13 protein-coding genes and 1 pseudogene are annotated in these 13,149 nt (G+C 72.4%); 4 read left to right on the forward strand and 10 right to left on the reverse strand.

The features are described from left to right. Positions 1-180: 180 nt before the first annotated feature. The 5 genes from ACFW3L_RS22985 to hisN all read right to left on the reverse strand — a co-directional run bounded on the left by ACFW3L_RS22985 (position 181) and on the right by hisN (position 4,741). A complete protein-coding gene (locus ACFW3L_RS22985; protein WP_378744528.1) occupies positions 181-900 on the reverse strand; it encodes an ABC transporter ATP-binding protein in 720 nt (239 codons plus the stop codon). Then, the gene (locus ACFW3L_RS22990) at positions 901-1,926 is read right to left on the reverse strand and encodes an efflux RND transporter periplasmic adaptor subunit (RefSeq protein WP_378744538.1); all 1,026 of its coding nucleotides are present in this window, start codon (positions 1,924-1,926) and stop codon (positions 901-903) included. A gap of 9 nt (positions 1,927-1,935) precedes the next feature. Then, on the reverse strand, positions 1,936-3,171 hold the full coding sequence (locus ACFW3L_RS22995; protein ID WP_378744549.1) for an ABC transporter permease: 1,236 nt from the start codon (positions 3,169-3,171) through the stop codon (positions 1,936-1,938). 175 nt (positions 3,172-3,346) lie between these two features. Next, entirely contained in the window at positions 3,347-3,874 is a 528-nt protein-coding gene (locus ACFW3L_RS23000; RefSeq protein WP_378744559.1) for a hypothetical protein, read from the reverse strand. Between the two features lie 57 nt (positions 3,875-3,931). Continuing rightward, entirely contained in the window at positions 3,932-4,741 is an 810-nt protein-coding gene (gene hisN, locus ACFW3L_RS23005; RefSeq protein ID WP_378744573.1) for a histidinol-phosphatase, read from the reverse strand. 102 nt (positions 4,742-4,843) lie between these two features. Here hisN and ACFW3L_RS23010 point away from each other — a divergent pair. Continuing rightward, positions 4,844-5,428, forward strand: a pseudogene (locus ACFW3L_RS23010) (TetR family transcriptional regulator); the annotation flags it as partial. Positions 5,429-5,645: 217 nt separating this feature from the next. On the opposite strand, the gene ACFW3L_RS23015 reads toward ACFW3L_RS23010, so the two are convergent. Next, the gene (locus ACFW3L_RS23015; RefSeq protein WP_378744584.1) at positions 5,646-6,527 is read right to left on the reverse strand and encodes an NAD(P)-dependent oxidoreductase; all 882 of its coding nucleotides are present in this window, start codon (positions 6,525-6,527) and stop codon (positions 5,646-5,648) included. 97 nt (positions 6,528-6,624) lie between these two features. Here ACFW3L_RS23015 and ACFW3L_RS23020 point away from each other — a divergent pair, with 97 nt between their 5' ends. Next, a complete protein-coding gene (locus ACFW3L_RS23020; protein ID WP_378744594.1) occupies positions 6,625-6,978 on the forward strand; it encodes a winged helix-turn-helix transcriptional regulator in 354 nt (117 codons plus the stop codon). Positions 6,979-7,032: 54 nt separating this feature from the next. On the opposite strand, the gene rsgA is transcribed toward ACFW3L_RS23020, so the two are convergent. Both rsgA and aroA read right to left on the reverse strand, forming a co-directional pair. Then, positions 7,033-8,064 carry a ribosome small subunit-dependent GTPase A gene (gene rsgA, locus ACFW3L_RS23025; protein ID WP_378744611.1) on the reverse strand — a complete coding sequence of 344 codons (1,032 nt, stop codon included), beginning with the start codon at positions 8,062-8,064 and terminating at the stop codon, positions 7,033-7,035. Next, on the reverse strand, positions 8,061-9,386 hold the full coding sequence (gene aroA / locus ACFW3L_RS23030) for a 3-phosphoshikimate 1-carboxyvinyltransferase (RefSeq protein WP_378744630.1): 1,326 nt from the start codon (positions 9,384-9,386) through the stop codon (positions 8,061-8,063). The genes rsgA and aroA overlap by 4 nt, the downstream gene beginning before the upstream one ends. Positions 9,387-9,593: 207 nt before the next feature. Here aroA and ACFW3L_RS23035 point away from each other — a divergent pair, with 207 nt between their 5' ends. Beyond that, positions 9,594-10,766 (forward strand): cysteine desulfurase family protein, encoded by a 1,173-nt coding sequence (locus ACFW3L_RS23035; RefSeq protein ID WP_378744639.1) that lies wholly within the window; start codon positions 9,594-9,596, stop codon positions 10,764-10,766. A gap of 76 nt (positions 10,767-10,842) precedes the next feature. Here ACFW3L_RS23035 and ACFW3L_RS23040 read toward each other — a convergent pair whose 3' ends face one another. Together ACFW3L_RS23040 and ACFW3L_RS23045 are read right to left on the reverse strand one after the other, a co-directional pair. Beyond that, the gene (locus ACFW3L_RS23040; RefSeq protein ID WP_378744650.1) at positions 10,843-11,499 is read right to left on the reverse strand and encodes a peptidylprolyl isomerase; all 657 of its coding nucleotides are present in this window, start codon (positions 11,497-11,499) and stop codon (positions 10,843-10,845) included. A gap of 123 nt (positions 11,500-11,622) precedes the next feature. Beyond that, positions 11,623-12,090 (reverse strand): PLD nuclease N-terminal domain-containing protein, encoded by a 468-nt coding sequence (locus tag ACFW3L_RS23045; RefSeq protein ID WP_378744662.1) that lies wholly within the window; start codon positions 12,088-12,090, stop codon positions 11,623-11,625. 214 nt (positions 12,091-12,304) lie between these two features. On the opposite strand from ACFW3L_RS23045, the gene ACFW3L_RS23050 reads away from it, so the two are divergent. Continuing rightward, on the forward strand, positions 12,305-13,123 hold the full coding sequence (locus ACFW3L_RS23050; RefSeq protein ID WP_378744673.1) for a Scr1 family TA system antitoxin-like transcriptional regulator: 819 nt from the start codon (positions 12,305-12,307) through the stop codon (positions 13,121-13,123). Positions 13,124-13,149 lie beyond the last annotated feature (26 nt).

A 13,149-nucleotide genomic window follows, 5' to 3' on the forward strand; every position in this document is an offset into this window, starting at 1 on the left:
GTATCTTTGTTTTATTTCTCCGTCCTAAAAACATCTCTGCGCTTTTTAAAAGTCCTCACCCCAATACCATTTGTGACCCGCGGTTTTTATAAACCCACCCGCCGCTTCTTCGTGTTCCCGCCCCACGGTGAAATGAGCCGACCCCGGTGCCGCCGTTCCCGTGCGGCACCGGGGTCCGGTTCAGCGGGTGCGGCCCTCCACCAGTTCCACCACGCGGTCCGCGCTCTCCGCGACCTTGGGGTCGTGGGTGACCACGACCACGGCGGCGTCGCGCACCCGGGCCTGGTCGATCAGCTGGTCCATGATCATGGTGCTGCTGGCAGCGTCCAGGGCGCCCGTGGGCTCGTCCGCGAGGATCAGCGCGGGTTCCCGGCTCAGCGCCCGTGCCAGGGCCACACGCTGCTGCTCACCGCCGGACAGCTGGTGCGGCTGGGAGTGGAGGCGGTGCCCCAGCCCCACCGACTCCAGCAGCTCCTTCGCGCGGCTGCGGCGGCTCAGCACCGGAACCCCGCCGAGCACCATGGGGACACCCACGTTGGCCAGGGCCGAGCGCCGCTCCAACAGGTGGAACTGCTGGAACACGAACCCGATCCCGTCCCCGCGCAGCCGCGACATCCGGCCCTCGCGCAGGGGCGTGGTCTCCACACCGTCGAACACGTAGGAACCGGTGCTCGGCTTGTCGAGCAGGCCCAGGACGTTCAGCAGGGTCGACTTGCCCGACCCCGACTGGCCCACGATGGCCACGACCTCGCCCCGGGCGACGTCGAAGGTGCAGTCGTGCAGCACGTCGATCCGGGTTCCCGACACCGTGAAGTGCCTGGTCAGGTTCTTCACCTGGAGGAGCGGGGGACCGGGTCGGCGCGGGGCCACGACCGACGGACAGGGAGCGTCGGCGGTCATCTAGCCACCCATCCCGTAGAACTCCTCGTCGAAGTCCTCCTCGGACTCCGCCCCGGGAACGTCGAAGCGCGGGTCCAGCGGGACCGGGTCCATGATGGTGTCTCCCACCTCCAGGCCATCGGTGACCTCGACGAACTGGCCGTCGGACAGGCCCAGGGTGACCTCGCGGGGCTCCTCGGAACCGTCCTCGGCCACCACGAGGACCTCGCCCTCCTCGGAGGTGCCGCGCACGGCGGTCACCGGGATGGCCACGACGTCCTCGGCCTCGCCGGTGCTCACCGACATCTGTCCCTGGACGCCGTCGAACACCTGGAGGTCGGAGGGGACTCGGCAGGACAGCTCGGCACCGCCCCCGGCGCCCTCGGACTCATCGGAGAACTCGTCCTCCGCGGGCTCCTCGGCGGCGCCTCCCTCGGCCGAACCAAGGGAGAGGAACGAGCACTCCGAGGCGGGCGGACCCTTGTCGATCTTCAACATGATGTCGTCGGGGTCCTCGTAGAGCCGGTACAGGTCGTTCGCGGGGACCGTGGCCACCGCGCGGAACTGCTCCGGGGCGACGGTCGCCACGGTCGCGCCGGGCTCCAGGACGTCACCGACCCGCACGTCACCCATGCCCCTGATCGTCCCCGCGGTGGGTGCGTACAGGGAGACCTCGGTGAACGCCGCGGCCTCCTCACCCTCCTCGTCCGCCCCCGCGGTGGTCTCGGCGGGCACCTTCACGTTGACGATCGGGGCGCCGTTCTCCACCGTGTCGCCGTTGTTCAGCCACAGGTGGGTGACGGTGCCCCCCTTGGGGGCCTTGAGCGCCCTGCCCGGCTCCGGACGCACCGTGGCGTCGAGCACCAGCAGGGAGCTGACCGTGCCCAGCTCGACCTCGATCGGGGCGCCGCCGACGTCCACCGCCGCCTCACCGAGGAACTCGTCCTCGTCCGCCCCACCGCCGAAGCTGGACAGCAGGAGGTAGCCCGAGCCGAGCAGCCCCAGGACCAGGGTGACGGCCGCGCCGATGATGATCCACTTCTTCACTTGTGTCTCCTATTCCCGCAGCCCGGCGACGACGGACGCGCGCAGCGCCCGGATCGCGGGGATGATCCCGGCCAAGAGCCCGACGACGGCCGCGCTGCCCAGTCCCACCAGGGCGGCGGAGGGCGGAACGGTCATGCTGATGTCGGGTGGCAGCCACATGAGGTTTCCGATGACCACCGAGGCCACGGCGACGAGCAACCAGGACAGCGCGAGGGCGATCAGACCGGCGACCACCGCGACCACCACCGCCTCCATCACCACGGCCACGAACAGGGTGAACCGGCTCGCGCCGAGCGCCCGGTAGGTGGCCAGTTCCCGGCGTCGTTCCCGGACCGTGACGAGCCCGACGTTGAGGACGCCGAGCAGGCCCGTGGACAGGGTGATCACCGCGACACCGATCAGCCCGAGCGAGAGGTAGCCGATGAGCTCGTCGGTCATCTCGGAGTTGTCGGCGCGGTAGGCCATCAGGCTGTCCCGGCTGTCGACCCCCCAGCGCCAGCTGGCCGAGGCGAGGCGGTCGGTGAACTCCTCACCGAAGTCCATCTCCTCGGCGGCGGAGTCGGAGGGGTCGATCCGCGCCAGGTAGGTGACCTGTGAGGCCGTCGGCTTCTCGGGGGACCAGGCGGGGCCGAAGAGGATCTCCCCGGTGGCGGGCGCGTTCAGCAGATAGGCGCTGTACCAGCCCCGTTCGTAGACGGAACTCTGGGTCACACCGACGATCCGCACGTCCGACCAGCGGCCGTCGCCGAGCTGCACGTCGGCGAAGTCGCCCAGTTCGTCCGCGAGGGCCTCGTTGACCACCAGTACCGGTGCGCGCGACTCCAGGTCGGCCTCGGTGAACCACCGGCCCTGGGTCAGGTTGATCCGGCGGATGTCCCCGAGGGCGACGTCCACACCGATGATGTCGACCTCCCGGAAGACCTGGTCGCCCTGGCGCAGCGGAGGCGGTGACTCGGACCGGTTGTGGACCGAGACCTCCAGCCCGCCCGCGCGTCCGAGGTCCTCCTCGAACGCGTCGAGGTCGGTGACCTTGTCGAAGACGGTGACCTCCATGGTCGCCGCCCGACCGGCGTTGGCCTCGCCGAACGCGGTGGCGTAGCGCTGGCCCAGTTCACCGGCGGTGACCACCATGATCAGGGCACCGACACCGACGACGATGCCCGCGCAGGACAGGATGGTGCGGGCCACGTTGGCTCGGGAACCGGCGAAGGCCAGCACGATCCCAGCTGTGAGGGAACGCAGCATGGAGCCCCTTCCCGTGTGTCTGTGGAGCCCGGCGCGGCGAGGGGCGGCGCCGGGTCGCCCCGCGTCGCGCGGGGTTTCACCAGACCCATCGCCAACGCGCGGGGTTTCGGTTCAGCCCGGGAGGAACATTCTCTTGGCCGTTCTCGGACACACGGGGTCACGACACGGGCCGGGCCTACTCGACCTCGAAGCCGTCGCAGGTGATGGGGGCTCCGGTGCCGGCGTCCGACCACACCACCGTGTACACACCGGTGGTGAGCTCCTCGGCTCCGTCGAAGGCGTCCGGGTAGTCCAGGCGGGCCCAGCCGCCGTCGGACGTGCCGGCCTCCGCGGTGGAGTTCTCCCCTGACGGGCCGGTCACCGTGGCGGCCACCTGGCCGGAGTGTGCGCCCTCCGCGTCGGAGAGGCCCAGTTCCACCGGATCCCCGTCCTGGACGGCCTCGCGCGGGGCCTCACTGCGCCAGCCGCCGGGGAGCCCGGGGTCCACGGCGGGGGAACACGCGTAGCGGGCGGGGTCGAACAGGGTGTCGGGCACACCGAGCCCGAGCGGGCCCGAGGCGGCGGCGTCGCGCACCGTGTCCGCGATCATCTCGCTGAGCTGTTGCGGGGTGTGGCCGTGGCCCTGGCCGCACCCGGTGGACAGGAGGAGGGCCGCCCCGCACAGCGCGACCGCGCGGAGTCGATGGGTTGTCGTGGTCAGCACACAGCGCACGCTACTACTGAAAGTAATCGCGCGGGTGCTTTTCGTGGTTGCCGGTGGCTATTCCGGACGGCGCAACGGGGTGGGTCCGCCGTTGAGCCAGGTGAGGACCTGGTCGTGGACGGCGCCGTTGCTGCACACCAGGGGCCCGCCGTCCTCGAAGCCGTCCCCGCGCAGGTTGGTGGCGCGGCCGCCGGCCTCCTCCAGGATGATCGGCAGGGGGGCCGCGTCCCAGAGCGAGAGCTCGGGCTCGGCCGCGATGTCCACTGTGCCCTCCGCGACCATCACGTGGGACCAGAAGTCACCGTAGGCACGGGTCCGCCACACGGAGCGCGTCAGTCCCAGGAACGACTCCAGTCGCTCCTGGTCCTCCCATCCGGACAACGACGAGAAGCTCAGGGAGGCGTCCGAGAGCTCCTGGACCTTGGAGACCTGGCAGCGGGAGGCCTTGGACAGGCTGCGGCCGGCCCAGGCGCCGCCGCCCTTCGAGGCCCACCAGCGCCGGTGCAGCGCGGGAGCCGACACCACGCCCACCACGGGCCGGTCGCCCTCCAGCAGGGCGATGAGCGTGGCCCACACGGGCACGCCGCGCACGTAGTTCTTGGTGCCGTCGATGGGGTCGATGACCCACACGCGGTTGCTGTTGCCGCTCCGGCCGTACTCCTCGCCCACCACGGCGTCGCGCGGACGGGCGCGGGAGAGCACGCCGCGCAGGGTCTCCTCGACCATGCGGTCGGCCTCGGTCACCGGAGTCAGGTCCGGCTTGGTGTCGACCACCAGGTCGAGGGCGCGGAACCGCTTCACCGCGATGTCGTCGGCAGCGTCGGCGAGCACGTGGGCCAGCCGCAGATCATCGTCAAAGGACACCATGGCCGGTAACGCTACCCTCCCGGGCACGAACATGCCCAAAGCGCCGCCCCCGGCGTGACCAGAGTGTTAGGGGGAGCGCGACCCCGGGGATGGGGTGCGAGGATGGGTGGCGTGAGCGGAGAGAGACGGCCCCGGGAGGGCACCGGGGTGCGTGGACGGTTGATGGACGCCGCCTACACCGAGGTGCTGGCGGGGCACTGGGGCGAGCGGCGGATGATCGACGTCGCCGCCACCGCCGGGGTGTCCAGGCAGACCCTCTACAACGTGTTCGGCAGTAAGGAGGGCCTGCTCCAGGCGGTGGTGGTGAGGGAGGTCACGGCACTCCTGGACACCGTCGAGGAGATGTTGGCGGCCGACGGCCACGACCCGGCCCACGCGGTCAGCCGCACCACCCGGATGGTCCTCCTCGCCGCGCGGGACAACCCCCTGCTGCGCGCGGTCGTCACCGGGGACGACCAGCTCCTGCCGGTGCTCACCACCCGGGCGGCGCCGCTCCTGGACGCGCTGCGGGAACGCATCGCCTGGACGCTGGCGGAGCACTGCCCGCAGGTGCCGTCCGGCACCGCGGAGGCGGTCGCGGACGTCGCCCTGAGACTGACCGTCTCGTACGCGCTCCAACCGGTGGATCCGGACCGGGCGGCCCACCGGGTGGAGACGGTCGTGCACGGCATGCTGCTGGTCGACCGTCAGGAGGCGGAGGTGCCGGAGGGACGGGGGCGTAGCGAACGCGGCGAGGTGCCGCTCGGCGACCCCGTGGACCAGGGGTCCACGGAGAGCGACCGCGCCCGCGACCGGCGCCGCGGCGGGACCGTCGACCCCGAGGCCCCCTCCCCCCGACCACAGTGAGCGGCCCGCCGGGACCCCACGCACGCGGGGCCCGCACGGCGGGCCGGTCGCCCGCGGACTAGGCGGACTTCGCGAGCAGCCCGATGGCGCCCGCCGTGCCCTCGTCGGAGTACCCCTGGCCCAGGCGCTCCTCCAGCAGCTCCAGGTAGGGCGCGAGCAGCCGGAAGTCCACGTCCTGCTCCCGCGCCGCGACCTCGAAGGTGCGGAAGCCGGACACCAGCATCCCCAGGTTGGCCTGCACGTCCCTGGTGTAGTCACCGCTGTCGAGCTGGTCGGCGACGGTGTCGTTGGACGTGAGCATGGCTGTGAGCCACGAGGTGAGCAGGCCGGAGAACTCCTTCAGGGGCATCTCCTCCTCGCGCACCAGCGCGAAGGCGTGGGAGACCCCGGCGAACATGCCGTACATGGCGCTGAGGAGCGCGATGTCGTACAGGGCCGCGGAGCCGGGGCGGGAGCCCGTGTAGCGCACGCCCAGGACGGCCGCCAGTGCGGACTCGTGCTGGTCCAGGAGCTCCCGGGAGCCGCTGTAGAACACGTACCCGCCGGCCTCGGGGACGCCCACCATCGACGGGCTCGACATGATGCCGCCGCTGAGGAAGCGGGCGCCCCGGTCCCGCGCCCACACGGCGCGGGCGTCGGCCTCGTTCGGGGTGCCCGTGGTGAGGTCGACCAGGTCCCTGCCGACGAGGTCGGCCCCGGCCAGGGCGTCCCCGACGGAGGCGTCGTCCATCAGACAGGTGACGATCAGCGTTCCGGCGGCGACCGCCTCGGCGGCGGTGGCGGCCACGTCGGCGCCGAGCGCGCGCAGGGGCTCGGCGCGAGAGGCGGTGCGGTTCCAGACGGTCAGGGGGTACCCGGCGTGCAGCCAGGCCTGGGCGAGGGCGGTGCCCATGGCGCCGAGTCCGAGCAGGACGACGCGGGGCTTGTTGTCGTTGGTCATGTGTCTAGGCTTGTACCGCGCTCGGCACGGGACAAGTACGCACTTCGGAGTGGGCGCGCACTTCGGGGTAAGCGAGCAGGTGGACGGGGTGGGGGTCATGGCCGCCAAACAGGGGCGGGACGGGTATCACTGCGGGATCGACGCAGCGATGGACGTGGTGAGCGGCAAGTGGAAGGTGCTGGTGCTGTGGGCGCTCGACCAACGTCCCCACCGGTTCGGTGAGCTGCGCCGCGCCCTGCCGGGCATCACGGAGAAGGTCCTCGCCTCGCACCTGCGCGAGCTGGAGGACGACGGGATCGTACGGCGTGAGGACTTCTCCGAGGTTCCGCCCCGGGTGGAGTACTCGCTGACCGACCTCGGCCGCAGCCTGAACCGCGCCCTGGAGCCCCTGGGGGCCTGGGGGCGTGAACACCGCCTGCCCGCCGGCTACACCGGGGCCCGGACGGCCTGAGCCCGTTCGGTCGACCCCTCCGTAGAGGCCGACCGCACCCGGGCCCGGCGGGTGTCAGGAGTGGGGGCCGGGCGGCGGCGGGGCGTCCTCGGTGTCGTCGTCGCCCTCGCGGCTGCTGAGGAGCCTGCGGAGCGAGGCCACCCGCTCGGCGTCCACCTCGCCGCGTGCCAGAGCCGCGCCGATGGCGCACTCCGGGGCGTCGGGCTGGTGGGAGCAGGCGGGCGGGCAGTCGGCGGCGAGTGCGGCGAGGTCCTGGAACCCGGACACGATCTCCTCGGGGGAGACGTGCGCCAGGCCGAAGCTGCGCACGCCGGGGGTGTCGATCAGCCAGCCGCCCTCGAACCGCAGGGCGAGCGCGGACGTGGAGGTGTGGCGGCCACGGCCGGTGACGGCGTTCACGTGGCCCACCGCCCGGTCCGTGCCCGGCACCAGTCTGTTCACCAGGGTGGACTTGCCCACACCCGAGGAGCCCACGAACACCGTGGTGCGATCCGCGAGACGGCCGCGCAGCTCGTCCAGGTCACCCTCCGGGCCGAGCACCTCGTAGGGCAGCCCGAGGGGCTCGTAGGTGCTCAGCATCTCGTCCGGCGCGGCGAGGTCGGCCTTGGTGAGGCAGAGCAGCGGCTCGAGCCCGGCGTCGTACGCGGCGACCAGACAGCGGTCCACGAAGCGCGGTTGCGGGGCCGGGTCCGCGAGGGCGCAGACGATCGCGAGCTGGTCCGCGTTGGCGACGATCACCCGCTCGACCGGGTCGGTGTCGTCGGCGGTGCGTCTGAGCACGGAGGCGCGCTCGCGTACCCGCACCACGCGGGCCAGGGTGTCGGGTCTGCCGGAGAGGTCTCCGACCACGTCCACCCGGTCACCGACCACGATCGATCCCCGGCCGAGCTCGCGGGCCTTCATCGCCACCACGGGGACACCGTTCACCAGGCAGCGGTATCGCCCCCGGTCCACGGCGGTGACCAGGCCCTCCACGGCGTTCTCGTGCTTGGGCCGGTTCCGGGTGCGGGGCTTGGAGCCGCCTCGGGCGCGCACACGGATGTCGTCCTCGTCCAGGTGGCGGCCCCCGCCCCGCGTGCGGCTCATGCCAGGACCTCCGACCACAGACCCGGGAAGTCGGGCAGCGTCTTGCGCGTGGTGGCGATGTTCTCCACCTCCACCCCGGGCACCGCGAGCCCGATCACCGCGCCGGACGTGGCCATCCGGTGGTCGTCGTAGGAGTGGAAGACCCCGCCGTGCAGGGCCCGGGGCCGGATGAGCAGCCCGTCGGGCAGCTCCTCCACGTCCCCGCCCAGGCGGTTGATCTCGGCGGCCAGCGCCGCGATGCGGTCGGTCTCGTGCCGACGCAGGTGGGCGATCCCGGTGAGGCGGGAGGGGGAGTCGGCCAGGGCCGCCACGGCGGCGATGGTGGGGGTGAGTTCGCCCACGTCGCGCAGGTCGGCGGTGATCCCGTGGATCTCGCCGGTACCGCGCAGGGTGAGGTCCTCACCGGAGCGGGAGACCTCGCCGCCCATCCGGGTGAAGAGATCGCGCAGCGCGTCGCCGGGCTGGGTGGTGTGCTCGGGCCATCCCTGGACGGTCACCTCACCCTTGCTGACCAGGGCTGCGGCCAGGAACGGCGCGGCGTTGGAGAGGTCGGGCTCGACGGTGATCTCCGAGGCCCGGACCGGGCCCGGCTCCACCCTCCACGCGTTCTCGCCCGTGGTGACCCGGACGCCCACGGCACGCAGCATCTCCACGGTCATGTCCAGGTGCGGCTGGGAGGGGACCGGCGGGCCCTCGTGCCGCACGTGCACGCCCTCGGTGAAACGGGCACCGCTGAGCAGCAGCGCGGAGACGAACTGCGAGGAGCCCGAGGCGTCCAGGGTGACCTCGCCGCCGCGGACGGCACCGGTGCCGTGGATGGTCATCGGCAGGGCGCCGCGCCCCTCGTCGTCGATGTCGGCGCCCAGCGCGCGCAGGGCGCCGAGCAGCTCGTCCACCGGCCGCTCACGCGCGCGGGGGTCGCCGTCGAAGCGGACGTCCCCGGAGGCCAGGGCGGCCAGCGGCGGCACGAACCGCATGACGGTGCCCGCGTTGCCGACGTCCACGGCGGCCGGGCCCCGGGGCGCCACCGGGGTCACGGACAGGTCCGGGACCTCCGGGTCGTCGGAGGGGAGTTCGGTGACCCGGGTGCCCAGGGCGCGCAGGGCACCCACCATGAGCTCGCTGTCCCTGCTCACCAGGGGGCGGCGTACCACGCACGGCGTCTCGGAGAGCGCGGCGAGGATCAGCGCCCGGTTGGTGACGGACTTGGATCCGGGAAGGGAGACGCGGGCGCGCACCGGCTGCCGCGCGACGGGCGCGGGCCAGTGCTCCCCGGAGGGAGTGGCGGGCGAGGCGGGCGGCGTGGGCACGGAGTCAGGCATGGTCCAAGGTTATCGGTCCGTGGTCGGACGCGGAGGAGGTCGTGGTCGGCCTGTGGACGGAGGCGTCGGAAGAGGAGCGGGCCACGTGTCGGGGGCGGGACGACGCGACGGCGGGCGGGCGCGGCGGACCCGCCCGCACGGCCCGTGGAGGAGGAGACGGGGCGGGGGATGGGGGCGGATGTGGTCGGACGTATCCTGGAATGCGCCATGGTGTATCTGGATCACGCAGCCACGACCGAGGTCCGCCCCGAGGTGATCGCCGATGTGGCGGCGCAGCTCGGCGCGCTCGGCAACCCATCGTCCCTGCACGGCCACGGACGGACCGCTCGGCGTACCGTCGAGGAGTCCCGAGAACGTGTGGCCGAGGCGGTGGGCTCCACCCCGCACGAGGTGGTCTTCACCGCGGGCGGGACCGAGTCGAACAACATCGCGATCAAGGGCCTGTACTGGTCCCGCAACGCCGAGGACCCCCGGCGCACTCGTGTCCTGGTCAGCGCCGTCGAGCACCACGCCGCGCTCGACCCCGCGCGCTGGATGGCCGACCACCAGGGCGCCGTGTGCGAGGAACTGCCCGTGGACGCGGTGGGCCGGGTGGCTCCCGAGGTGCTGCGCGCGGCGATCGACCGTGACCCCGCCTCCGTGGCCGTGGTCTCCGTGATGTGGGCCAACAACGAGATCGGCACCGTGCAGCCGGTGCGCGAGCTGGCCGCCGTCGCCGCCGAGTACGGAGTCCCCTTCCACACGGACGCGGTCCAGGCTGTGGGCGCGCTGGAGGTGGACTTCGCCGCGAGCGGTGTGAGCGCCCTGACCCTCAGCGGGCACAAGCTGGGGGGTCCGGTGGGCGCCGGAGCCCTGCTGGTCGCCCGGGGGATCGCCCCGACCCCGGTCCTGCACGGTGGCGGCCAGGAACGCGACATCCGTTCCGGAACGCTGTCCGCCCCGCTGGCGCGCGGCCTCGCGACCGCCGTGGACGCCGCCGTCCGTGACCGCGAGGAGCACGCCAAGCACCTCACCGCGCTCCGAGGCGAACTGGAGTCCCGGGTCCGGGGCGTCGTGCCCGACGTGGTGGTCAACGGCGACCCGGAGCTGCGTCTCCCGGGGATCGCGCACCTGTCCTTCCCCGGATGCGAGGGCGACGCCCTGCTGATGCTGCTCGACGCCAGGGGCATCTCCTGCTCCACCGGCTCGGCCTGCTCGGCGGGGGTGGCGCAGCCCAGTCACGTGCTGCTGGCGACCGGCGCGGACCCGGACACGGCCCTGAGCAGTCTGCGCCTGTCCCTGGGACGGACGTCCACCGAGGAGGACGTGGACCGGCTGGTCGAGGCGATCGGCCCCGCGGTGGAGCGCGCCCGCGCCGCCAGAGCCAAGCGACGGCGCTGACGATCCCGGAGGTGTGGCCCGACGACGGCGGCGGTGCCCCAGGGCACCGCCGCCGTTCGGTCCGCTCGCGCGGGGGTCAGTCCTCCGCGCGCTTGACGGTGACCGACTCCAGCACGACGTCGCTGGTGGGGCGGTCGGCGCTGTCCGTCTCGACGACCGCGATCGCGTCCACGACCTCCATCGACTCCTCGTCGGCGACCTTGCCGAAGATGGTGTGCAGGCCGGTCAGGTGCGGCGTGGGCTCCACCGTGAGGAAGAACTGCGAACCGTTGGTGTTCGGGCCGGAGTTGGCCATGGCGAGCAGACCCGGCTCGTCGAACGCGCGACCGGAGTCGAACTCGTCCTCGAACGTGTAGCCGGGGCCGCCGCGACCGGTGCCGGTCGGGTCGCCGCCCTGGATCATGAAGCCGTCGATCACGCGGTGGAAGACCGTGCCGTCGTAGAACTCGGCGGCGCCCGTCTCCTCGTTCTTCGGACCGTCCCCCTCGGCGAGCTCCACGAAGTTGGTGACGGCACGCGGGGCGTCCGAGGCGAAGAACTCCACCTCGATGTCGCCCTCGCTGGTGTGCAGGGTGGCCCCGTCGACGTCGGGGACCTCCACCTCCGTCTCCGTGGCCTCCGTGGCCTCGGGGGATTCCGGTGACTCCGGCGTCTCCGGTTCGTTCTGGCACGCGGCCGTGACGAGGAGGGCGGTGGAGGCGAGGATCGCTACCGGCAGGGTCAAGCGGTTCATCGGTTCACTTCCGGGTCAGGTTCGCGGCGGGGCGGCACACAGGTTACTCCGGACGGGTGGGCGCCGGTCCCGTGGGCTGGCCCGACGGCGGATCCGGCGTGCTCCGGGCCCTTCGGACGGCGGTCAGGACGACGGACCGACCGGGTCCTCGTCGTCGTCACGGCGGGAGTCGTCCGAGCCGGACGCCCCTCCGGCGTCGCGTCCCCCGTGCTCACGCTCCTGACGCTCCCGGGACTCGCGTTCCTGGATCTCCCTGGCGCGGCGGCGCTGCTCCTCGGCGCGCTCACGGCAGCGCCGCAGGAACGCCTCGTCCTCCTCCGGAGAGACGGCGCGGGCACGTCCGGGGTGCTCGTACTCGGGGAAGGGCGGGGGCGGGCCCGCGGGGCCCTGGGCGAGCGCGGGGTCGCGCGGAGGGCGCCCGAGCAGGAACCACAGCGCGGCGCCGACCTTGGGCAGGAGCAGGACGATCACCGCCCACACCGGTTTGGGCAGGAGACGGATCCTCTCGGAGTCCGAGCCGATGACGTCGAAGAGCACGTAGACCCAGAAGACGAGCGACGCGAGGGCAAGGAAGAGGGCGAAGTAGACCAACGGACCTTCCAATCGGGGGAAACACTCGACAGCGCTGGGGCGACATCATCGGCTTTGTACTGACTTATCACGGATGGCCGCACCCGCCCGGTCGCTTGACCAGCCGCCCCGAACCGGGGAGGGTCGGACCACAGGGGCTGGGGCGTCGGACAGAGGGTACGTCACCACCTGCCCTCCACAGGTGACTGCTGACCGGCCTAGGACGGGAGAGGTTATGGGCGTGAACACCGTGTTGCCGTCGGCGATGTGGCTCCCCTTCGGGGCACGGGTGCTGCGTGCCCGCTCCGATCGGGGCCTCTCACGTGCCGAGCTCGCCAGGAACGTCGGGGTCACCGACGACAAGCTCCGCGAGGTCGAGGACGCGCACTGCCGCCCGGCCCGATCACTGGTCGAGAGGGTCGACACCGCGCTGGGCACCGAGCACCAGCTGGTCGACGCGTGGGCCATCACCCTCCAGGCGGAGGCCTTCCCGAGCGAGTTCGGGGACATGAGCGAGCTCGGCACGCACGCCGCCCGCCTCTGGGAGCACCAGCCGATGGCGGTCCCCGTCTTCCTGCGCACCCGCGAGTACTCGCGGGCGATCCTCGAACCCCGCCACCCCAACCTCGACAGCGAGGAGATCGAGGCCCTGGTGGAGGACGAGATGGCCGAACGCGCCGCCACCACCGGCCCCGACGGCCCCGCGCTGCGCGTGGTCCTCAACGAGTCCGTGCTCCAGCGGCCCCAGGGCGGCGCCGACGTCCTCAACGGACAGCGCGACTTCCTCGGGGACCTCGTCAAGGCGGGCATCCTCAGCCTCGCCGTGATCCCCGAGGAGACCCCGCACCACCCGGGCCTCGGAGGCGCGTTCCGGATCATGGAGTTCGCGGACCGCCCCAGCATGGTCTACGCCTTCGCCGCGCAGGGCGGCGAGCTGACCGGGGACACCGAGGACGTCGGGCACTGCCGCATGGTGCGCGACTCCATCGAGGAGGCCAGTGTGGACCTCACCCCCGAGTCCGAACTCCTCACCGTGCGCTGGCCCGAGGGCTGACCGGTCGTTGGCTGATCGGTCACGGA

Origin of the sequence: Nocardiopsis sp. NPDC058789, from assembly GCF_042745575.1 — a bacterium.
GTDB classification, from domain to species: Bacteria; Actinomycetota; Actinomycetes; order Streptosporangiales; family Streptosporangiaceae; genus Nocardiopsis; species Nocardiopsis eucommiae.

What these genes read in the sequence shown, in the direction of transcription:
- aroA (WP_378744630.1), bottom strand. Translation starts at nt 9,386, where the DNA reads ATGCCTGACTCCGTGCCCACGCCGCCCGCCTCGCCCGCCACTCCCTCC.
- ACFW3L_RS23050 (WP_378744673.1), top strand. Translation starts at nt 12,305, where the DNA reads ATGGGCGTGAACACCGTGTTGCCGTCGGCGATGTGGCTCCCCTTCGGG.
- ACFW3L_RS23035 (WP_378744639.1), top strand. Translation starts at nt 9,594, where the DNA reads ATGGTGTATCTGGATCACGCAGCCACGACCGAGGTCCGCCCCGAGGTG.
- rsgA (WP_378744611.1), bottom strand. Translation starts at nt 8,064, where the DNA reads ATGAGCCGCACGCGGGGCGGGGGCCGCCACCTGGACGAGGACGACATC.
- hisN (WP_378744573.1), bottom strand. Translation starts at nt 4,741, where the DNA reads ATGGTGTCCTTTGACGATGATCTGCGGCTGGCCCACGTGCTCGCCGAC.
- ACFW3L_RS23020 (WP_378744594.1), top strand. Translation starts at nt 6,625, where the DNA reads ATGGCCGCCAAACAGGGGCGGGACGGGTATCACTGCGGGATCGACGCA.
- ACFW3L_RS22995 (WP_378744549.1), bottom strand. Translation starts at nt 3,171, where the DNA reads ATGCTGCGTTCCCTCACAGCTGGGATCGTGCTGGCCTTCGCCGGTTCC.
- ACFW3L_RS23040 (WP_378744650.1), bottom strand. Translation starts at nt 11,499, where the DNA reads ATGAACCGCTTGACCCTGCCGGTAGCGATCCTCGCCTCCACCGCCCTC.
- ACFW3L_RS22985 (WP_378744528.1), bottom strand. Translation starts at nt 900, where the DNA reads ATGACCGCCGACGCTCCCTGTCCGTCGGTCGTGGCCCCGCGCCGACCC.
- ACFW3L_RS23015 (WP_378744584.1), bottom strand. Translation starts at nt 6,527, where the DNA reads ATGACCAACGACAACAAGCCCCGCGTCGTCCTGCTCGGACTCGGCGCC.